General features: G+C 66.4%; 22 protein-coding genes and 1 tRNA gene. 12 read left to right on the top strand and 11 right to left on the bottom strand.

All coding sequences use genetic code 11. The features are described from left to right. Window positions 1–57 precede the first annotated feature (57 nt). On the bottom strand, window positions 58–627 hold the full coding sequence (locus tag P9A17_RS27100) for a cupin domain-containing protein (RefSeq protein ID WP_278041861.1): 570 nt from the start codon (window positions 625–627) through the stop codon (window positions 58–60). A 48-nt stretch (window positions 628–675) separates the two neighbouring features. On the opposite strand from P9A17_RS27100, the gene P9A17_RS27095 reads away from it, so the two are divergent. Then, on the top strand, window positions 676–2553 hold the full coding sequence (locus P9A17_RS27095; RefSeq protein ID WP_278041860.1) for an alkyl sulfatase dimerization domain-containing protein: 1878 nt from the start codon (window positions 676–678) through the stop codon (window positions 2551–2553). Between the two features lie 78 nt (window positions 2554–2631). Here P9A17_RS27095 and P9A17_RS27090 read toward each other — a convergent pair whose 3' ends face one another. Together P9A17_RS27090 and P9A17_RS27085 are read right to left on the bottom strand one after the other, a co-directional pair. Next, window positions 2632–3393, bottom strand: coding sequence for an SDR family oxidoreductase (locus P9A17_RS27090; protein ID WP_278041859.1), 762 nt, complete (start codon window positions 3391–3393; stop codon window positions 2632–2634). After that, complete coding sequence (locus tag P9A17_RS27085) at window positions 3390–4451, bottom strand: putative zinc-binding metallopeptidase (protein ID WP_278041858.1); 1062 nt, start codon at window positions 4449–4451, stop codon at window positions 3390–3392. Before P9A17_RS27085 ends, P9A17_RS27090 begins: the two co-directional genes overlap by 4 nt. A gap of 18 nt (window positions 4452–4469) precedes the next feature. On the opposite strand from P9A17_RS27085, the gene P9A17_RS27080 reads away from it, so the two are divergent. The 3 genes from P9A17_RS27080 (at window position 4470) to P9A17_RS27070 (ending at window position 7022) form a co-directional block, all read left to right on the top strand. Beyond that, window positions 4470–5078, top strand: coding sequence for a histidine phosphatase family protein (locus P9A17_RS27080; protein WP_278041857.1), 609 nt, complete (start codon window positions 4470–4472; stop codon window positions 5076–5078). A 10-nt stretch (window positions 5079–5088) separates the two neighbouring features. Then, the gene (locus tag P9A17_RS27075) at window positions 5089–6111 is read left to right on the top strand and encodes a phosphotransferase family protein (protein WP_278041856.1); all 1023 of its coding nucleotides are present in this window, start codon (window positions 5089–5091) and stop codon (window positions 6109–6111) included. 98 nt (window positions 6112–6209) lie between these two features. Beyond that, window positions 6210–7022 carry a transglutaminase family protein gene (locus P9A17_RS27070; RefSeq protein ID WP_278041855.1) on the top strand — a complete coding sequence of 271 codons (813 nt, stop codon included), beginning with the start codon at window positions 6210–6212 and terminating at the stop codon, window positions 7020–7022. Window positions 7023–7026: 4 nt separating this feature from the next. Here the strand turns inward: P9A17_RS27070 and P9A17_RS27065 are convergent, their stop codons facing one another. Beyond that, a complete protein-coding gene (locus tag P9A17_RS27065; RefSeq protein ID WP_278041854.1) occupies window positions 7027–7380 on the bottom strand; it encodes a lipopolysaccharide assembly protein LapA domain-containing protein in 354 nt (117 codons plus the stop codon). Window positions 7381–7462: 82 nt separating this feature from the next. On the opposite strand from P9A17_RS27065, the gene P9A17_RS27060 reads away from it, so the two are divergent. Genes P9A17_RS27060 through P9A17_RS27040 form a run of 5 tightly spaced genes read left to right on the top strand, consistent with a single transcriptional unit; the run spans window position 7463 to window position 11537 of the window. Further along, window positions 7463–8413 carry an ABC transporter substrate-binding protein gene (locus tag P9A17_RS27060; RefSeq protein ID WP_278041853.1) on the top strand — a complete coding sequence of 317 codons (951 nt, stop codon included), beginning with the start codon at window positions 7463–7465 and terminating at the stop codon, window positions 8411–8413. Continuing rightward, a complete protein-coding gene (locus P9A17_RS27055; protein WP_278041852.1) occupies window positions 8414–9523 on the top strand; it encodes an ATP-binding cassette domain-containing protein in 1110 nt (369 codons plus the stop codon). Window positions 9524–9529: 6 nt separating this feature from the next. Further along, complete coding sequence (locus P9A17_RS27050; RefSeq protein ID WP_278041851.1) at window positions 9530–10195, top strand: ABC transporter permease; 666 nt, start codon at window positions 9530–9532, stop codon at window positions 10193–10195. Further along, the gene (locus P9A17_RS27045; RefSeq protein WP_278041850.1) at window positions 10192–10965 is read left to right on the top strand and encodes an ABC transporter permease; all 774 of its coding nucleotides are present in this window, start codon (window positions 10192–10194) and stop codon (window positions 10963–10965) included. Before P9A17_RS27050 ends, P9A17_RS27045 begins: the two co-directional genes overlap by 4 nt. Then, window positions 10962–11537 carry a putative glycolipid-binding domain-containing protein gene (locus tag P9A17_RS27040; RefSeq protein ID WP_278041849.1) on the top strand — a complete coding sequence of 192 codons (576 nt, stop codon included), beginning with the start codon at window positions 10962–10964 and terminating at the stop codon, window positions 11535–11537. Before P9A17_RS27045 ends, P9A17_RS27040 begins: the two co-directional genes overlap by 4 nt. Here the strand turns inward: P9A17_RS27040 and P9A17_RS27035 are convergent. Further along, window positions 11503–12444 carry a prephenate dehydrogenase gene (locus P9A17_RS27035; protein ID WP_278042040.1) on the bottom strand — a complete coding sequence of 314 codons (942 nt, stop codon included), beginning with the start codon at window positions 12442–12444 and terminating at the stop codon, window positions 11503–11505. The genes P9A17_RS27040 and P9A17_RS27035 overlap by 35 nt on opposite strands. A gap of 72 nt (window positions 12445–12516) precedes the next feature. Here P9A17_RS27035 and P9A17_RS27030 point away from each other — a divergent pair, with 72 nt between their 5' ends. From P9A17_RS27030 to P9A17_RS27020, 3 genes are all read left to right on the top strand, one after another. Next, on the top strand, window positions 12517–13041 hold the full coding sequence (locus P9A17_RS27030; RefSeq protein WP_278041848.1) for a tRNA adenosine deaminase-associated protein: 525 nt from the start codon (window positions 12517–12519) through the stop codon (window positions 13039–13041). Further along, window positions 13038–13487, top strand: a complete 450-nt coding sequence (locus P9A17_RS27025) for a nucleoside deaminase (protein ID WP_278041847.1) — start codon at window positions 13038–13040, stop codon at window positions 13485–13487. The genes P9A17_RS27030 and P9A17_RS27025 overlap by 4 nt, the downstream gene beginning before the upstream one ends. A 58-nt stretch (window positions 13488–13545) precedes the next feature. Continuing rightward, window positions 13546–13636, top strand: a tRNA-Ser gene (locus tag P9A17_RS27020). Between the two features lie 37 nt (window positions 13637–13673). Here P9A17_RS27020 and P9A17_RS27015 read toward each other — a convergent pair. From P9A17_RS27015 to P9A17_RS26990, 6 genes are read right to left on the bottom strand one after another with little or no spacing between them, the layout of a single operon-like run. Then, window positions 13674–14405 (bottom strand): SDR family oxidoreductase, encoded by a 732-nt coding sequence (locus P9A17_RS27015; RefSeq protein WP_278041846.1) that lies wholly within the window; start codon window positions 14403–14405, stop codon window positions 13674–13676. Beyond that, window positions 14395–15348 (bottom strand): 3-oxoacyl-[acyl-carrier-protein] synthase III C-terminal domain-containing protein, encoded by a 954-nt coding sequence (locus P9A17_RS27010; protein WP_278041845.1) that lies wholly within the window; start codon window positions 15346–15348, stop codon window positions 14395–14397. Before P9A17_RS27010 ends, P9A17_RS27015 begins: the two co-directional genes overlap by 11 nt. Next, window positions 15345–15593, bottom strand: coding sequence for an acyl carrier protein (locus P9A17_RS27005; RefSeq protein WP_278041844.1), 249 nt, complete (start codon window positions 15591–15593; stop codon window positions 15345–15347). The genes P9A17_RS27010 and P9A17_RS27005 overlap by 4 nt, the downstream gene beginning before the upstream one ends. Window positions 15594–15610: 17 nt before the next feature. Further along, window positions 15611–15853 (bottom strand): biotin/lipoyl-containing protein, encoded by a 243-nt coding sequence (locus tag P9A17_RS27000; protein WP_278041843.1) that lies wholly within the window; start codon window positions 15851–15853, stop codon window positions 15611–15613. Further along, window positions 15850–16836 (bottom strand): transketolase C-terminal domain-containing protein, encoded by a 987-nt coding sequence (locus P9A17_RS26995; protein WP_278041842.1) that lies wholly within the window; start codon window positions 16834–16836, stop codon window positions 15850–15852. Before P9A17_RS26995 ends, P9A17_RS27000 begins: the two co-directional genes overlap by 4 nt. Then, complete coding sequence (locus tag P9A17_RS26990) at window positions 16833–17675, bottom strand: thiamine pyrophosphate-dependent enzyme (RefSeq protein ID WP_278041841.1); 843 nt, start codon at window positions 17673–17675, stop codon at window positions 16833–16835. The genes P9A17_RS26995 and P9A17_RS26990 overlap by 4 nt, the downstream gene beginning before the upstream one ends. Window positions 17676–17921: the final 246 nt, after the last annotated feature.

Below are 17921 nucleotides of genomic sequence, written 5' to 3'. Positions count from 1 at the left end.
GTCGGAAGGGGGTCCGTGCACCAATTTCGCCCGCCGCAGGTCGCGCTCAGCAGTACCTCAGCCGGGACGAGTGACCTTGCCGTGCTCGGCGCCGCACACGAACAGCGCGAGCCGCGCCGGGACATCGCCGGGGTTACGCCACCGGTGCCGAGTTCCGTTCTGCACCACGGTGTCCCCGGGGTGCAGCGTCACCTCGGCGCCATCGTCGAGTTCGAGGATCACGCTGCCTTCCAGCACCACCTCGAAGTCGATGGTGTCGGTGGTGTGCATGCCAGGATCGTCGAGTTCCATGTACGCCAGCAGCCCTGGCAGCTTCTCCTCGCCGTCGGCGATCGCCTCCTCGGTGGTGAGGTCGTCCGTCCGTGCGGTCGCGGTGCCCGGCGGCAGGGTGAACATCGAGAACCGGAACCCGCCGACGGGCGGAAAGTAGGTGCGCCAGTTCGGCATCGAGCCGTCGTCGGGAAAGTGCGGTGTTTCGTCACCACCCCACAGCATCGTGAATTCCGAACCGGGCAGCAGCACCGGCCTGCGCGGTTCGACCGTCTCATCGCTGGCGAACACGGCTTTTCCGGACGCATCGTGGCCGGTGACAACTCTGCGAGTGCCCCCACTTTCGTTGGTCAGCATTGCGCCAGTCAACACCGCGGCCGCGCCGGACGTGGCAGGCTTCGCGATATGGACAGCAAGCCTCCCAGCGCGACGATCGAAGCCGCGCATCGCCAGCACCTCGGCTCCCTTCCGTTCGATGACACCCAAGATTTCGCCGACGCAGACCGCGGCTTCATCGCCGCGCAGAGTCCGTGCGTCATCAAGGCCGCCGACGGTCGGGTGGTGTGGGACAACGACGTCTATTCGTTCCTCGACGGTGACGCCCCGACGACGGTGCACCCGAGCTTGTGGCGGCAGTCGACGCTGGCTGCCAAGCAGGGCCTCTACGAGGTCGTGAAGGGTATTTACCAGGTGCGCGGCTTCGACTTGTCCAACATCTCGTTCATCGAGGGCGACACCGGCATCATCGTCATCGACCCGCTGGTGTCGACCGAGACCGCCGCCGCTGCCCTCGCGCTGTACCGCGAGCATCGCGGCAACCGTCCTGTCACCGCGGTCATTTACACACACAGCCACGTCGACCACTTCGGTGGCGTCCTCGGCGTGACGTCGCAGGCCGACGTCGACGCGGGCAAGGTCGCGGTGCTTGCTCCCGAAGGCTTTACCGCCCATGCGGTGCAGGAGAACGTCTACGCCGGAACGGCGATGACCCGCCGCGCGGCCTACATGTACGGCGCAGTACTCGAACGCGGCCCGCAGGGCCAGGTGGGCTGCGGGCTGGGCCAGACCCCGTCGCTGGGCGAGGTGGCGATCATCGTGCCGACCATCGACATCCGTGAGACGGGCGAGACGCACACCATCGACGGCGTCGAGATCGAGTTCCAGATGGCGCCGGGCACCGAGGCCCCCGCCGAGATGCACTTCTACTTCCCGCAGTTCCGTGCGCTGTGCATGGCGGAGAACGCGACGCACAATCTGCACAACCTGCTGACGCTGCGCGGTGCGCTGGTGCGTGATCCGCACGGCTGGGCCGGCTACCTCACCGAGGCGATCGACACGTTCGCCGACCGCGCCGATGTGGTGTTCGCCTCGCACCACTGGCCGACGTGGGGGAAGGAGCAGATCGTCGAATTCCTTTCGCTACAAAGGGATCTGTATGCGTATCTGCACGATCAGACGCTGAGGCAGCTCAACCAGGGTTTCACCGGGATCGAGATCGCTGAGACGTTCGCGATGCCGCCGACGCTGGAGAACGCCTGGCATGCGCGGGGCTATTACGGCTCGGTCAGCCACAACGTGAAAGCCGTTTATCAGCGCTACATGGGGTGGTTCGACGGCAACCCGGCCCGGCTGTGGCAGCACCCGCCCGAGGCGATCGGGCCGCGCTACGTCGCCGCGATGGGCGGGCTCGACCGCGTCGTCGAACTCGCGCAGGCCGCCTTCCACGAAGGCGACTACCGCTGGGCAGCAACCCTTCTCGACCATGCCATCTTCACCGACGAGAACCATGCCGCGGCCAGGACGCTGTACGGTGACACGCTGGAGCAGCTGGCCTACGGGGCAGAGACGGCGACGTGGCGCAATTTCTACCTCGCTGGCGCGACGGAGTTGCGGGAGGGGAACTTCGGTACCCCGACGCAGACGACGTCGCCGTCGATGGTTTCCCAGCTCTCACCGGAGCAGATGTTCGACGTGCTGGCGATCAGTGTGAATGGCCCGCGCGCTTGGGATCTCGACCTCGCGTTTGACGTGACGTTCCTCGACACCGCGACGAACTACCGGCTGTCACTGCGCAACGGGGTGCTGGTGTACCGCAAGGTCGACGCTGACGAATCGACGGCCCAGGCCACGATCACGCTGGCGTCCAAGCTGCGGCTGCTCACGCTGGCGGCGGGGGACAGCGATTCGCCGGGATACGAGATCGCCGGGGACGCCGAGGTGTTGACGTCGTTGGTGTCGGTGCTGGACAAGCCGGACCCGGACTTCAACATCATCACGCCCTAGCCTCGCGAGCAGACACAAACTCACCTGTTTCACGCCGATTGCATGTGAGTTTGTGTCTGCTCGCGGAAGAGAGCGGCCTCAGGACACGCCGCCGTCGGCCCGCAGGATCGACCCCGTCGTGAAGCTCGATGCATCTGACATGAGAAACAGTGCGGCGCCGATGATCTCGCGAGGCTCGCCTGCGCGCTGCAGCGGCAGCGAACGGAACGGGTTGCTCGCCTCGGTGAGGTCCCACGCCTTGCTGATGTCGGTCAGGTAGGGCCCCGCCATCAACGTGTTCACCCGCACCGTCGGCCCGAATGCTTTGGCCATGCCTTCTGTCATCGCATTGAGCCCCGCCTTCGCCGCGGCATACGGCAACATGTCGGGCGCGGGTCTGATCGAGCCGCTGGAGCTGACGTTGACGATGGAGCCGCCACCGTCGGCGACCATGCGCTCACCGATCAGCGCCGACAACCGAAACGGCCCTTTGAGATTCAGGTTCACCACCGAATCGAACAGCTTCTCGGTAACCGTCGAAAGCGATTCGTAGAGCGGTGACATGCCGGCGTTGTTGACCAGGACGTCGACCCGGCCGAAGCGCTCGTAGACCGCGGCGACGAGGCCGTCGAGTTCGTCCCACCGGCCGACGTGCACCTGGTACGGGAACGCGGCCCGTCCGGTTTCGGCCGTGATCTCTTCTGCCACAGACACGCACGTCTCGTACTTGCGGCTCGCGATGACGACATCGGCGCCGCAACGCGCGGCCGCGAAGGCCATCTCACGGCCCAGCCCACGACTGCCGCCGGTGATCAGCACGACGCGGTCGGTCAGGTCGAAGAGCTCGTCGGCATAACTCATGCGTGGGCCTCCCGGATGACACGGTGGACGAAACCGAGTTTGGCCACCACTGGCGGTGGAATCGTGAACGGGTACAACGGATTCTTGCCCATCGATGTGTTCACCCGGTTGAAGAACCGGGCGATCGGCTTCCAGTCATCGAGCAGTCGCTCGATCGGCATGTGGTCGTAGGAAGCCAGCGGCTCGACGTCACCAGGTGCCTCGAACCGCACCTTGTCGGCGCGGAGCACCATGCCGGCCTCACGGCTGGTGTCGATGGTGTCGGTGATGTGGAGATAGTGGGCGAAGCACTCGGCGAAGTCCTCCCACGGGTGCATCGTGGCGTATTCCGAGATGAAGCCGGACTCCCAGCCGGCCGGGGCGCCGAATCTATAGTGCCGGTCGATGGCGTCGGAGTAACCGGCCCGCTCGTCACCGAACAGGTCGCGGCATTCGGGGAGATAGCGTTGCGCGCCGGACCCGTTCTCCACCAACACGTTCTGGTAGTAGTGGCCGACCTCGTGCCGGAAGTGGCCGAGCATCGTGCGGTACGGTTCCCCGAGTTTCACCCGCAGCGACTCGCGGTAGGCGTCGAGCGACTCGACCAGATCGATCGTGATCACGCCGTTCGCGTGCCCGATGGTGACCTTCTCACCGGAGCTGTAACTCGACAACAGGTCGAACGCCAAGCCGGGGCTGTCACCCTGCCACCACGGTTCGATGGGCAGCCCGATGTCGACGAGTTGGAACACCAGCCGCCGCAACGCTGCGGCCGTCGGCACCAACTTCTCGCGGGCGAGGGTGTCCGACGGGTCCGGCTCGTGACGGATCAGGGAATCGGCCAGACACCGGCCCCGCTGATAGGCCTCACCCGTTTCGGGGACCAGCCAGTTGCACGCCAGTGTCGCGTGCTGCGTGCACCGGCTCCAGCGGTCGCCGTCGACAAGAACCCCAGAACCGTCAAGCCCCAGCATCGACATCGTCGGCAGGTGCAGGCCCACCTCGGAGCCGCAGTTCGGGCAGTGAGTCGCCTCGAACGGCGTGAACGAGCGGCACACAGGGCAGGCGAATGCGCGCACGGGCCATATGGTGTCACGGTGCAATTGCTTCTGGTCCGACATGCGCTACCGCTGCGGAGCGAGCCCGGCCAGGGCTCCGATCCGAGCCTGTCCGAGGAGGGCATCGAGCAGGCGAAGCGGCTGCCCGACGCGCTGGCCCGCTTCCCGATCACCCGCATGGTGAGCAGCCCGCAGGTGCGTGCCATCGAGACGGGGCAGCCCGTCGCGGACAAACTCGGCCTGTCCATCGAGGTCGACGAACGCCTCGCCGAGTACGACCGGGACCTGCCGCATTACATCCCGATCGAGCAGATCGCGAAGGAGAACCCGCAGGAACTGGAGCGGCTGATCAACGGTCAGCTGCCCAGCGCCGTCGACGAGAAGGCGTTCCTCGCCCGCATCGATGCGGGCATCCAGGACGTCGTCGCCGGCGCGGGCCACGACGACACGGTCGTGGTGCTCAGCCACGGCGGCGTCATCAACGGGCTGCTGCATCAGATCCTCGGCACGAAGCGGCTGCTGTCGTTCCACGTGGACTACGCCTCGGTGACGCGTCTGCTGCTCTCGCGCACCGGACGGCTGGGCGTGGCCAGCGTCAACGGCACCGAGCACGTATGGGACCTCCTACCGAGAAACCAGCGATGGTAGACAGAACGCCGTGACTGAGCTCGAAGGATTGGATCTCGCTGCCCTGGACCGACACCTACGCGAGGTCGGTGTCCCCCGCAGCGGAGAGCTGCGCGCCGAACTCATCGCCGGTGGCCGCTCCAATCTGACGTTCCTGGTCGGCGACGACGCGTCGGAGTGGGTGCTGCGCCGCCCGCCGCTGCACGGTCTGACGCCATCGGCCCACGACATGGCGCGCGAGTACAAGGTGGTCGCCGGGCTGGCCGAGACCAATGTGCCCGTCGCCCGCGCGGTGACGATGCGCAACGACGACTCCGTCCTCGGTGCGCCGTTCCAGATGGTGGAGCGCGTCCCCGGTCGGGTTATCCGGCACACCCCCGAGCTCGCGGCGCTCGGCAGCGCGGATGCCATCAGCGCCTGCGTCGACTCCCTCATCCAGGTGCTGGCCGACCTGCACGAGGTGGACCCGGACGCTGTCGGCCTCGGCGACTTCGGCAAGGCCAACGGATACCTCGAACGGCAGGTGCGCCGTTGGGGTTCGCAGTGGGATCTCGTCAAGCGCGACGACGACCCCAGCGATGCCGATGTGAAGAAGTTGCACGAGCGCCTCGCCGAGTCCGTTCCGGACCAGACCCGAAGCTCGATCGTGCACGGCGACTACCGCATCGACAACACGATTCTCGACGACACCGATCCGACAAAGGTCGCCGCAGTGCTCGACTGGGAGATGTCGACGCTCGGTGATCCGCTCAGCGATGCGGCGCTGATGTGTGTGTACCGGCTGCCGACGTTCAACGTCGTGCACGACGACGCGGCGTGGGCGTGCAACCTGATGCCACCCACCGAGGATCTGGCGCAGCGGTATGCCCTGGCCAGCGGAAAGCCGCTGGATCATTGGGACTTCTACATGGCACTGGGCTATTTCAAGGTCGCGATCATCGCCGCCGGGATCGCCTACCGAGCCCGCGTCGGCGGCGGTGTCGCCGAGGGCACCGACGATGTCGACGAAGCCGTCCGACCGTTCGTCGCGGCGGGGCTTTCGTCACTGTCGTGAATTAGAGGTTTTCCGCAGGTCACCCGCGGGTAGAGAATCGCGTGCCCAGTACACGCCCCACCAAATTTCTCTCTCGCCTCGGAAAGAAGCAACCTGCCATGAAACGTGATGTCGGTGCCGAGTTGGATGTCGAGATCACCGACGCCACCACCCTGGAATTCCAGATCGCCGTGGCGCCCCAGCCGGGGGCCGAGGTCACCGAATCGCTGTCGTTCGTGTTGAACGGCAAGGAGATTCCGCTCACCGAGATTCAAGAGATCAGTGGCGATCACGGTAACCGCATCCACAAGTTCGAGGCTCCCGTCGGCAACCTCAAGGTCACCTATGCGGCGACAGTCCTCGGGCAGGCCGAACCGGCGCCGCTGAACGACCTCGATCTGTCCACCTATCTACGGCCCAGCCGGTACGCCGAGGCGGACAAGTTCTTCGGCTTCGCGGCGACCGAATTCGGCGACGTCGCCGATTCCGTCGCGCTGCTGGAGAAGGTGTCGTCATGGGTGGGCGCCAGGCTGAGTTACGTGCCGGGGTCCAGTGATCCGATCGACGGAGCCGCCGACACGCTATTGGCAGGGTCGGGCGTGTGCCGCGACTACGCCCACCTCGTCATCGCGCTGCTGCGCGCGGTCAACGTCCCGGCGCGGCTCGTGTCGGTGTACGCCCCCGGATGCCAGCCGATGGACTTCCACGCCGTCGCTGAAGCATTTGTCGAGGGGCAGTGGCGGGTCGTCGACGCGACGTGCTTGGCGCCGCGCCAGTCGATGGTCCGCATCGCGACCGGCCGCGACGCCGCGGATACGGCGTGGCTGGATAATCACAAGGGCGCCATCACGGTGAACAACATGGTCGTCACGGCGACCGTCGACGGCGATCTGCCCCGGGACTCGATAGATCAGCTGGTCTCGATCAGGTGAGCCGCTACAGGCCGGCTTTGAGGTTCTTCTTCGCAGCCCGTCGCAGTTGGAAAATGCGCACGGCGCCGACGGCGAAGGTGAGCAATCCGCCGGCCACCGCGGCGAACAGGATGCCGACGCCCAAGGGCAGCGACCACTCCCAGCCGAGGAATCGCAGTGGGGTGGACGCCGTGTTCTGTGCGATGAAGATCAGCAGCACGACGAGGACGACGAATCCCAGGGCCAGCGAGCCCCATAGTGCTGCCGCCTTAGTGAATTTGACCGCTGACTCGGGGGGTGGCGGCGGTGTGCCCGAGGGGGGAGTGCCGGGCGCGTCGAAAGCCGGCGGGTCGGGCGTCGCGAACGGATCGCTGGTCATGGGTCCATCTTTGCCCTTTAACTCTTCGAATGAAACCGAAACGCTCGTGACGTATGGTCGGCGGAACTGAAAGGACGTTCGAATGAACTGGTCCCGACAACGAAAGCGCATGGCCGTCACGGCGTTCTTCGCGCTGATCGCCACATTTCTGGCAGCCTGTGGCAGCTCGAATCCGCTCGGCGGCGGCGAGATCTCCGGTGATCTGAAAACGATCAAGGTGGGGTCAGCCGACTTCACCGAATCGAAGATCATCGCCGAGATCTACGCCCAGGCGCTGGAGGCCAACGGATTCTCGATCACGCGGCAGTTCGGTATCGGCAGCCGTGAGACGTACATCCCGGCGGTGCAGGATCATTCGATCGACCTGATCCCTGAGTATACGGGCAACCTGTTGCAGTACTTCGACGCGAAGAGCACGGCGACCACGCCGGACACCGTGCTGCTCGCGCTGTTCAAGGCGCTGCCCGGGGATCTGTCGATCCTGTATCCGTCACCCGCCGAGGACAAGGACACCCTGGCGGTGTCCGAACAGACCGCGCAGCGCTGGAACCTCAAGTCCATCGCCGATCTCGCCACGCACTCACCGGAAGTGAAAGTTGGTGGGCCGTCGGAGTTTCAGACGCGGCAGACGGGACTGGTCGGGCTGAAGGAGAAGTACGGCCTCGACATCGCGCCCGCCAACTTCGTCGCGATCAGCGACGGCGGCGGCCCGGCGACCGTGCAGGCGCTCACCGGCGGGACGGTCACGGCGGCCAACATCTTCAGCACGTCGCCGGCCATCGAGCAGAGCAAGCTGGTGGTGCTCGACGATCCGGAGAACGTCTTCCTCGCGGCCAACGTGGTGCCGTTGGTTGCTTCACAGAAGATGTCGAACGAACTGAAGACGGTGCTCGACGCGGTCAGTGCGAAATTGACGACCGAGGCTCTGATCGACCTGAACACGTCGGTGGAGGGCAACCAGGGCATCGACCCTGACGAGGCGGCGGAGAAGTGGATCGCCGACAACGGTTTCAATCAGCCGATCGGGAAATAGATGATCACGTTCGAGAACGTCACCAAGAAGTATCCCGACGGCACCGTCGCGGTCGACGATCTGACGCTGGAGGTTCCGGAGGGGACGCTTGCGGTGTTCGTGGGGCCTTCGGGCTGCGGCAAGACGACGTCGATGCGAATGATCAACCGGATGATCGACCCGACCTCGGGAACGCTCACCGTCGACGGCAAGGACGTCACGAAGGTCGATGCCGTCAAGTTGCGGCTCGGAATCGGTTATGTGATCCAGAGCGCGGGACTGATGCCGCATCTGCGCGTCGTCGACAATGTCGCGACCGTGCCGGTGCTGAAGGGCGAATCGCGGCGCAGCGCACGCAAATCCGCGCTCGAGGTGCTCGAACGCGTCGGACTGGATCCCAAGCTCGCCGACCGGTATCCGGCGCAGCTCTCGGGTGGTCAGCAGCAGCGCGTCGGGGTGGCCAGGGCCCTGGCAGCTGACCCGCCGATCCTGTTGATGGATGAACCGTTCAGTGCCGTCGACCCGGTGGTGCGTGAGGATCTGCAGGCCGAGATCCTGCGTCTGCAAAGTGAATTGCGCAAGACGATCGTCTTCGTCACCCACGACATCGACGAGGCCGTCAAGCTCGGTGACAAGGTCGCCGTCTTCGGCCGTGGTGGGGTCCTGCAGCAGTACGCCGATCCGCAGTTCGTGTTGTCCAACCCTGCAAACGAACTCGTCTCCGCGTTTGTCGGCGCCGACCGCGGTTATCGCGGTCTGCAGTTCTTTCACGCCACCGGGCTACCGCTGCACGACGTCCCGAACGCAGCCGAGGCCGATATCGACGCACTCGATCTGGGGCCGCAGGACTGGGTGCTGGTCACCAAGGCCGACAAGACGCCGTATGCCTGGATGAACGCCGAAGGCGTTGCGCTGCATCGAAAAGGCAACTCACTGTACGACTGCACCGTCGGTGGCGGCTCGTTCTTCCGGCCGGACGGCACGCTGCGGCAGGCGCTCGACGCCGCGCTGTCCTCGCCGACGGGCCTGGGCGTCGCGGTCGACGACGACGGGCACTTGATCGGCGGCGTGCGGGCACCGGATGTCCTGGAACTGCTGCAGAAGCAGCGGCAGATCCCGGAGTTGGGGTAGAGCGTCATGCGCTATCTCTTCACGCACCTCGACGATCTGTGGACACTGACGCTGATTCACCTTCGGCTGTCGCTGATTCCGATCGTGCTGGGGCTGTTGATCGCCGTCCCGCTGGGTGCGCTCGTGCAACGCACCACGGTGCTGCGCCGGATGACGACGGTGACGGCGAGCATCATCTTCACTATCCCGTCGCTGGCGTTGTTCGTGGTGCTGCCGCTGATCATCCCGACGCGAATCCTCGACGAAGCCAACGTCATCGTCGCGCTGACGCTGTACACGGTGGCCCTGCTGGTTCGCGCGGTGCCCGAGGCGCTCGACGCGGTGTCGCCCGCCGTGCTCGACGCCGCCACCGCGGTCGGCTACAAACCGCTCACCCGAATGCTGAAAATCGAACTCCCGTTGGCGCTTCCGGTGCTCATTGCGAGCCTGCGCGTCGTTGCCGTCACCAACATCTCGATGGTCGCCGTCGGTTCGGTCATCGGCATCGGAGGCCTCGGCACGTGGTTCACCGAGGGGTATCAGGCCAACAAGAGTGACCAGATCATCGCGGGCATCGTCGCGATCTTCGTGCTCGCGATCATCATCGACACACTGATCATGGTGGCGGGCAAAGCACTCACCCCTTGGACCAGAGCCTCGCGGTCCGACGCCAAGGCCGGGGCTGCGACATGAACTTCCTGAACGAGGCGCTCACCTTCATCTTCACCGCGGCCAACTGGGGTGGTCCGGCCGGGCTGACCGCACGCATCCTCGAACACCTGCAGTACACCGTCATCGCGGTGTTCTTCTCGGCCCTGATCGCGATCCCGCTCGGCATGCTGATCGGGCATACCGGTCGTGGCACATTCCTCGTCGTCACCGGGGTCAACGCGCTGCGCGCCCTGCCCACCCTCGGGGTGCTGCTGCTCGGGGTGCTGCTGTGGGGGCTGGGTCTCATCCCGCCGACCGTCGCGCTGATGCTGCTGGGCATCCCGCCGCTGCTGGCGGGCACGTACTCGGGAATCGCGAACGTCGACCGCGCGGTGGTCGACGCCGCCAGGTCGATGGGCATGACGGAGACCCGGATCCTGCTGCGCGTCGAGACGCCCAACGCGATGCCGTTGATCCTCGGGGGATTGCGTACCGCGACGTTGCAGATCGTCGCGACCGCAACCGTCGCCGCATACGCGAGCCTCGGCGGGCTGGGCCGCTATCTGATCGACGGCATCAAGGTGCGGGAGTTCTACCTCGCCTTGGTGGGCGCGCTGATGGTGACGGCGCTGGCCCTGATCCTCGACGCGGCATTGGCATTCGCCGTGTGGCTGTCGGTGCCTGGAACTGGCAGGCTGCGCCGAATGCCGCAACCGTTTCTCTCCGACGAGGTTGCGCTCGAGTCACGTTCCGGCGCCCGTTCCCCGTCCGGCCACGAACGCGGCGAGCCGCCGTCTACGGTAGAGCCATGAGTGAAGTCGACCGCTCGGTGCTGACGTGGAGAGCTCACGACGAGCCGCGGATGGAGTCGGTCCGTGTCCAGCTCTCGGGCAAACGCATCAAGGCCTACGGTCGGGTCGTTGCCGCCGCCACGTCTGCACATCCTGCGTTCAGCGCCTCATATGACTTGGTCACCGATGAGAGTGGCGCGACGAAGCGGTTGTCCTTGACCGTCACGCTCGCCGAACGGGAGCGCCAGCTCTCGATCGCGCGCGACGAGGAGAACATGTGGATGGTCCAGGAACACTCGGGCCAGACCAGCCGGTCGGCGTTCGACGGCGCACTCGACGTGGACATGGTCTTCAGCCCGTTCTTCAACACGCTGCCGATCCGCCGCACCGGCGTCCTGCCCGGCAGCGGCGAATCGGTGACCGTGCCGGTCGTCTACGTTCGGGTGCCCGACCTGTCGGTCGTCGTCGAGAACATCGGCTACACCGCCACCGAGGACGGCATCACGCTCAGCTCGCCCGTCGCCGATACGACGATCTCGGTCGATGCGGACGGCTTCATCATCGACTACCCCGGGTTGGCAGAGCGGATCTGATCACGCCGCCGGCGCGCCCCGCGGCGGCGAGTTCGTCGCGCCAGCCGTCGGCGCCGATGACGGTGGTGACGATCTGCGGTCGGCTGAAGCTGTCGTAGCGGATCCGCGCCGCGTGCCCCGTCTCGACCAGGTCGGCCACCGGTTGGTCGTGGGCCAGGTGATTGCGGGCGTCGGTGAGCAGTTTCAGCGTGTGGTCGAGCACCGGAAGCAGCTGCCCGGCGTTGGCCTCGCACATCGCTCGCACCAGGTCGGGTGCGGTGCCGGCGACACGGGTGCCGTCGCGGAACGATCCGGCCGCCAGGGCGAACGCCAGCGGGATCTCCCCGGCGGTCGCTGCCAGCGCCTCGGCGAGCAGGTGCGGCAGATGGGAGATCGTCGCCGCCGCGGCGTCGTGCTCATCGGACCGCGCGGGCACGACGAAGGCGCCGCAGTCGAGCGCGAGGTCCATCACGTGGGTCCACACGTCAGAGTCGACGTGATCGTCGACGCTGATCACCCATGGCGTGTTCTCGAACAGGTGCTGGTTGCCCGCGGCCCAGCCGGAGTGGGCGGTGCCCGTCATCGGATGTCCGCCGACGAAACGGTCGAGCAGGCCCGCATGTCGCACCTCGGTCTGCACGGCGCTCTTGACGCTGGTGACGTCGGTCAGCGGGCAGGTCGGGGCGATGTCGCGAACATGGCGCAGCATCTGGGGCAGCGCCGGCATCGGCACCGCGAGGACGATCAGCGCGCCGGTTTCCGCGGCCCTGGTCAGCGTCTCGTCGAGATGCGTGGTGGCGTCGAACCCGTCGAACCGGGCCGCTTCGACTCCCTCGACGGACCGGTTGTAGCCGAACACCTCGCGTCCGGCGGCCTTGGCGGCCCGCATCAGGGATCCGCCGATCAGGCCGAGGCCGAGCACACACACCGGTGTCTTCGTCACGTGCCCAGGGTACGGACGCGCTGGTAAAGGCCCTGGTAGGGGACTACCGTTGCGGGCATGGGAGCGCAGAGTGCACAGAAGCAGGAGCGGGCGACCGACGTTCCGGACGGCTTCGGCGTGGCAGTCGTCCGGGAGGACGGCAAGTGGCGATGCACTGCGATGCAAAAGGCGGCTCGCACGAGCCTGGCCGCGGCCGAGACCGAGTTGCGTGAATTACGCAGTGCCGGGGCAGTTTTCGGGATCCTCGACATCGATGACGAATTCTTCGTGATCGTGCGCCCCGCCCCGTCCGGGACGCGGTTGCTGCTGTCGGATGCCACCGCGGCTCTGGACTACGACATCGCGGCCGAGGTATTGGAGAAGCTCGATTCCGACATCGACGACGACGAGCTGGAACGCTGTGATCCGTTCGAAGAGGGCGACCTGGGCGTGCTGTCCGACATCGGGCTGCCCGAGGCGGTGCTCGGCGTGATCCTCGACGAGAGCGACGACCTCTACGCCGACGAGCAGGTCGGCCGGATCGCGCGCGAGATGGGGTTCGCCGACGAGTTGTCGGCGGTTCTCGAGCGTCTCAATAGGTGACCGACGAGGCCCTGATTCGTTCGGCTCTCGATGCGGCTCTTCAGGCCGGATCGCGCGACGTGCCGATCGGTGCGGTGGTGGTTGCCGCCGATGGCACTGAGCTGGCCCGTGCCGCGAATGCGCGCGAGGAGCTCGGCGATCCGACGGCGCACGCGGAGATCCTGGCCTTGCGCGCTGCGGCGCTGGTCAACGGCGACGGCTGGCGGTTGGAAGGGGCGACACTGGCGGTGACGGTCGAGCCGTGCACGATGTGCGCGGGTGCGCTAGTGATGGCGCGTGTCGCGCGGGTGGTCTTCGGGGCGTGGGAGCCGAAGACGGGGGCAGTCGGCTCGCTGTGGGACGTGGTGCGCGATCGCCGGCTGACGCACCGGCCGCAGGTGCGCGGGGGAGTGTTGGAAGCCGAGTGCGCGGCCCCGCTGGAGGAGTTCTTCGCCCGCCACCGCTAGACCTCTCACGCTCGGCGGCGTTTTGGTCCACGCCGCGTCCATCGGTAAGCTGCCACACGGTGGCGTGTCCGAGCGGCCTAAGGAGCACGCCTCGAAAGCGTGTGACGGGTAACCCCCGTCCGAGGGTTCAAATCCCTCCGCCACCGCCAGAAGAAATGCCCCGGCACCCGACGCCGGGGCTTTTCTTTATCTTCCGACGGAGAGAAAATCGATTCCGCCGACGTACACCGTCCGGCCGTCCACGTCGGGGTCCGTCACTGCGTTCGCGATCGCCTCCGCGAACTCCTCGACCGTCGGCAGCGGGCCCGCCGCCCGTCGTTGCGCCACAGCGTCAGGGTTGGCCCGGTCGAGCAGACGCACCACGAAGGTGCCCTCGATCATGTCGCCCGACACGACGACCAGCTCCACACCGTTGCGCTCCAGCACCGCGCGCATCCCCCGCAGGGCGCGTTCCCCCGCGTGCTTGCTGGCCGCCACCGCCGCATACTCCGGCGGTACCGGCCGGGTGTCGTGAAAATGCGCCTGGTGGCTCGTCACGAAGACGATCCGTCCTCCGGGCGGCATCACCTCAAGCGCTTTGCGTGCCAACGCCACCTGGGCATCGCGGTTGATGCGCATCGCATATCCGTCGTCGGCGCCTCGCTCCATGCCGCCGGAGGCGTTGAGCACCAACACATCCAGCCGGCCCAGATCCGCGAGCATCGCCGCGACGGCCGACTCGTCGCACAAATCGGTCTGCGCGACGGTCGCGGACCCACCGGCTTCCCTGATCTGGTCGGCGATTTCGTCGGCGCGCCGCGCCTTTTCGCGACAGTTCACGATGATGTGGCGCCCGGGCCCGGCGAGCCGAAGCGCAACGGCCGCACCGATACCGCGCGAAGCACCCGTGACGAGGACGGTCTGCGGACTATCCGACATGGGCGGTCGCTGTCAGGTCGGTGTCTGTCAGGTCGTAGTCGACGGTCACGCCGCCCCACGCCTCGCCCGAGCCGTAGGCGACGAACATCCCCCGGCCGGACAGTGGGATGGACTTCTCGGCGACACATTCGCCGAGGGCCAGCGGTATCGACGCCGATGAGGTGTTGCCGAAGTTCTCGACACGGTCGACGAACACGGCTTCGCCGATGTCGAGGTCCTTCAGGCGTTCGAGGATGCGGGAGTTGGCCTGGTGGCCGATCAGGATCGACGGCTTGATGTCGTTGTCCAGCAGGCGATTCACGGTCTCGGACATCATGCGGACGGCCCGGTGGTAGACGCGGATTCCGTCGAGCTGGATGCCTTCGCCGAGCCGGCCGCGCATCAGGTCGGCGCCCTCGCCGTCACACCCTGCATGCCACTGGTGCTTCCGGAACTCCGGACGGGGTTCGATCACGATGGCCGCCGCGCCGTCCCCGAAGAGCGGCCCCGTGTTGCGGTCGGTCTTGTCGAGCATCCGTGACATCGCCTCGACGCAGCACACGATCACCGCGCCGCCGTCTCCCGACTCGCACAGCGACAGCCCGTTGATCAGCCCGTAGACGAAACCGCTACAGGCCGCGCTCATGTCGAACGCCAGCACGTTCTGTGGCAGGCCGGCCTTCGTCGCGACGCTCTGCGCGATCCCGGGTACCGCGCCACCCGCGGAGCTGCTGACGACGATCAGCGCGGTGAACGTGACGCGGTCACGGTGCCGTTCCACGAGGGACGCCACGACGCGGGCGGCGACGTCGTCGAGCTCGTCGGAATCATCCATCCACCACCGCGCACCGACTCCGGTGCGCCTGCGGATCCATTCGTCGGTCAGGCCGATCGAATCGAAGAACGAGTTGGCGACGTGCTCTCCGGTTGTCGCCGTGGAGATATCGACGATCCCTGCGCTCATTCGGTCCCGATCAACGCCCGGAAGTAGTCCTTGATCTGTGCGGGGCTCGTGCAGTCGTCGACCTTCTCCAGGTCGGCGTTCACGCTGAACTCCTGCTCGAGCACCTCCACCATCTCGGCGATGTCGAGCGAGTCGAGGTCCAGGTCCCAGATCTCCCTGTCGAAGTCGATGACCTCCGCTTCGGGGACCCTGCGCCGCACGAACTTCAGCACGATGGGGTTCATTCGTTCATCGATGGTTGGCATCCTCTTGCCCTTTCACGTCACTCGTCGAGCTTGTACAGCACGGAACCGGAAGTCGTGATGGACCGGGCGGCGACGACGATCTCGGTCACCGTGCCCGGTTTCTCGGCCAACAAGTCGACACTGCTCTTGTCGGTCTCGAGGACGGCGACCACGTCGCCGCGCTCGACTGTGTCCCCCACTGCAACAAGCCATTCGACGACCAGCGCCTCCGTCAACCCGTGACCGAAATCGGGCACGAGTATGTCGACGCTGTCGCTCACCGGCACATCCCCTCGATCGCACTGACGATGTCGGCGACATCGATCAGGTAGTCCTTCTCGAAATGGGCCGGCGGGTAGGTTCTGCGCTGCGGTGCCAGCCGGCGGGGCGGCGTCCGTAGCGTGTCCCACGCGCGTTCGGTCACAGCGGCCACGAGTTCTGCCCCCACACCGCAGAATTCGACGGCTTCGTGGACGACGAGCAATCGTCCGGACCGAGCGACGGAGGCCACCACGGTGTCGATGTCCATCGGAGCGATCCAGCGCAGATCGACGACCTCGACGTCCAGGGATCCTTCCAATGTCTGTGCGGCGCGCAGAACGTCGTCGAGCATCGCACCGTATCCGGCGACGGTGACGTCAGGATGCTGGCCGCCGGCACGCACGATCCGCGCCCCCTCGGGCGACTCCGCGGCCGCATCGCGGGACTGGAGCCGGCGATTCCAGTAGAGCCGCTTGGGTTCGAAGAACACCACCGGTGTGCCCAGATTGACGGCGTAGTGCAGCATGTCGGCCGCGTCGTCAGGGCTCGACGGGTACGCGACGTGCAGCCCGGCCGAGTGGGCGAACAGCGCTTCGTTCGATTCGCTGTGATGTTCGACGGCCCGGATCCCGCCGCCCACGGGGATGCGGATGACCAGATGCAACGGCATGTCGCCGCCCCAGCGTGCCGGGATTCGGGCGGCCTGCGTGACGATCTGGTTCATCGCGGGATAGACGAAGCCCTCGAACTGGATCTCGCAGACCGGCTTGAGACCGCTCATCGCCATGCCGATGGCCTGCCCGACGATGGACGACTCGGCGAGCACAGCGTCGCGAACGCGGTTGCGCCCAAAGCGTTCCTGTAGCCCGCGGGTGACCCGGAAGACGCCACCGAGTGCGCCGATGTCCTGTCCGATCAGCACGACGGCGTCGTCGTCGTCCATGAGCCGGTGCAGTGCACCGTTGATCGAGTCCGCCAGGCTGGCGGCGCGGGTGATGGTCATCGTGCGAGCGCCTCCACGAGGCGCGCTCCGGCGGCGTGGCCCTCGGCGTCGGCGCGGTGCAGCCACGCCTCATCGACCAGTCCTTCACTTCGCAACATCTCTCGATAGTGCGCCACCTGGTCGTTGGCTGCAGCCTCAGCGATCTCGTCGCGGTCGCGGTAGAGCGTGTGGGCATCCGAACTGCTGTGTCCCGCTGTGCGTGTCGTGCGCAGTTCGATGAGCGCCGGCGATGCGGTGTCCTCGACGTGACGCCACGCTTCGACGCAGTTCAGGTACGTGCTGTCGGGGTCGGTGGCGTCGACCGACCAGGATGTGATGCCGAATCCGGTGGCACGCGCGGCGATGCTGGTGCGCATCTGATCGCGGCTGGGTTTCGAGATCGCCCACCCGTTGTTCTGGCAGACGAACAGCACCGGCGCGGATTCGACGGCGGCGAGGTTCATCGCCTCGGACACGTCGCCCTCGCTGGTCGCGCCGTCGCCGAAGTAGACGGCGACGGGTTCAGGGGCGTCCCGGAGCCGGCGTCCGATCGCGTAGCCCACCGCGTGCAGGGTTTGTGCGCCGACGACGAGGGTGTAGGGAAAGAACCGGCGCTCACGGGGTTTCCAGCCGCAGAAGGTGCGGCCCGCCCACTGGGAGACCAGCTCGACGCCGTCGATGCCGCGCGCCACGGCGACGGCGTGCTCCCGGTAACTCGGAAAGATCAGGGCTTGCTCACCGATGGCCAACGCCGAGGCGACCTGTGCGGCTTCCTGTCCGCGACACGACAGCCACAGGTCGACGGCGCCTTGGTTCTGAAGCCGCACCGCCTCGTCGTCGACCGCGCGCGTGACGATCATGTGGCGCAGCATCGCTCTGCGGACATCGGCACCGACGGTGTTCGCTGCACCCCCAAGGCCGGCTTCTTCGGTCGAAGATCCGCATGCCTGAACAGCAAATCGTTCCGAGAGTCCTGTCATGCGCTCCACACAGTTCTGAACTCGACTGAAGGGAATTGGTGGTGAAGGCAAGGCGAAGTCAGTTTTGTCTCAACCATTGTCATGGTCGCCTCCGCCGCCGGCCATGGAGCCGGCAATCATCAATTT

Source organism: Mycobacterium sp. 236(2023) (genome assembly GCF_029623955.1).
Classification (GTDB): domain Bacteria; phylum Actinomycetota; class Actinomycetes; order Mycobacteriales; family Mycobacteriaceae; genus Mycobacterium.
Note: the sequence above shows the minus strand (reverse complement) of the source record. Positions and strands in the feature narration are given on the sequence as shown.

Bases quoted from the DNA above. Each gene is read 5' to 3' on its own strand.
- P9A17_RS27100 (WP_278041861.1), bottom strand. From the start codon at position 627: ATGCTGACCAACGAAAGTGGGGGCACTCGCAGAGTTGTCACCGGCCAC.
- P9A17_RS27095 (WP_278041860.1), top strand. From the start codon at position 676: ATGGACAGCAAGCCTCCCAGCGCGACGATCGAAGCCGCGCATCGCCAG.
- P9A17_RS27090 (WP_278041859.1), bottom strand. From the start codon at position 3,393: ATGAGTTATGCCGACGAGCTCTTCGACCTGACCGACCGCGTCGTGCTG.
- P9A17_RS27070 (WP_278041855.1), top strand. From the start codon at position 6,210: ATGAAACGTGATGTCGGTGCCGAGTTGGATGTCGAGATCACCGACGCC.
- P9A17_RS27065 (WP_278041854.1), bottom strand. From the start codon at position 7,380: ATGACCAGCGATCCGTTCGCGACGCCCGACCCGCCGGCTTTCGACGCG.
- P9A17_RS27060 (WP_278041853.1), top strand. From the start codon at position 7,463: ATGAACTGGTCCCGACAACGAAAGCGCATGGCCGTCACGGCGTTCTTC.
- P9A17_RS27055 (WP_278041852.1), top strand. From the start codon at position 8,414: ATGATCACGTTCGAGAACGTCACCAAGAAGTATCCCGACGGCACCGTC.
- P9A17_RS27050 (WP_278041851.1), top strand. From the start codon at position 9,530: ATGCGCTATCTCTTCACGCACCTCGACGATCTGTGGACACTGACGCTG.
- P9A17_RS27045 (WP_278041850.1), top strand. From the start codon at position 10,192: ATGAACTTCCTGAACGAGGCGCTCACCTTCATCTTCACCGCGGCCAAC.
- P9A17_RS27040 (WP_278041849.1), top strand. From the start codon at position 10,962: ATGAGTGAAGTCGACCGCTCGGTGCTGACGTGGAGAGCTCACGACGAG.
- P9A17_RS27030 (WP_278041848.1), top strand. From the start codon at position 12,517: ATGGGAGCGCAGAGTGCACAGAAGCAGGAGCGGGCGACCGACGTTCCG.
- P9A17_RS27015 (WP_278041846.1), bottom strand. From the start codon at position 14,405: ATGTCGGATAGTCCGCAGACCGTCCTCGTCACGGGTGCTTCGCGCGGT.
- P9A17_RS27010 (WP_278041845.1), bottom strand. From the start codon at position 15,348: ATGAGCGCAGGGATCGTCGATATCTCCACGGCGACAACCGGAGAGCAC.
- P9A17_RS27005 (WP_278041844.1), bottom strand. From the start codon at position 15,593: ATGCCAACCATCGATGAACGAATGAACCCCATCGTGCTGAAGTTCGTG.
- P9A17_RS26995 (WP_278041842.1), bottom strand. From the start codon at position 16,836: ATGACCATCACCCGCGCCGCCAGCCTGGCGGACTCGATCAACGGTGCA.
- P9A17_RS26990 (WP_278041841.1), bottom strand. From the start codon at position 17,675: ATGATCGTCACGCGCGCGGTCGACGACGAGGCGGTGCGGCTTCAGAAC.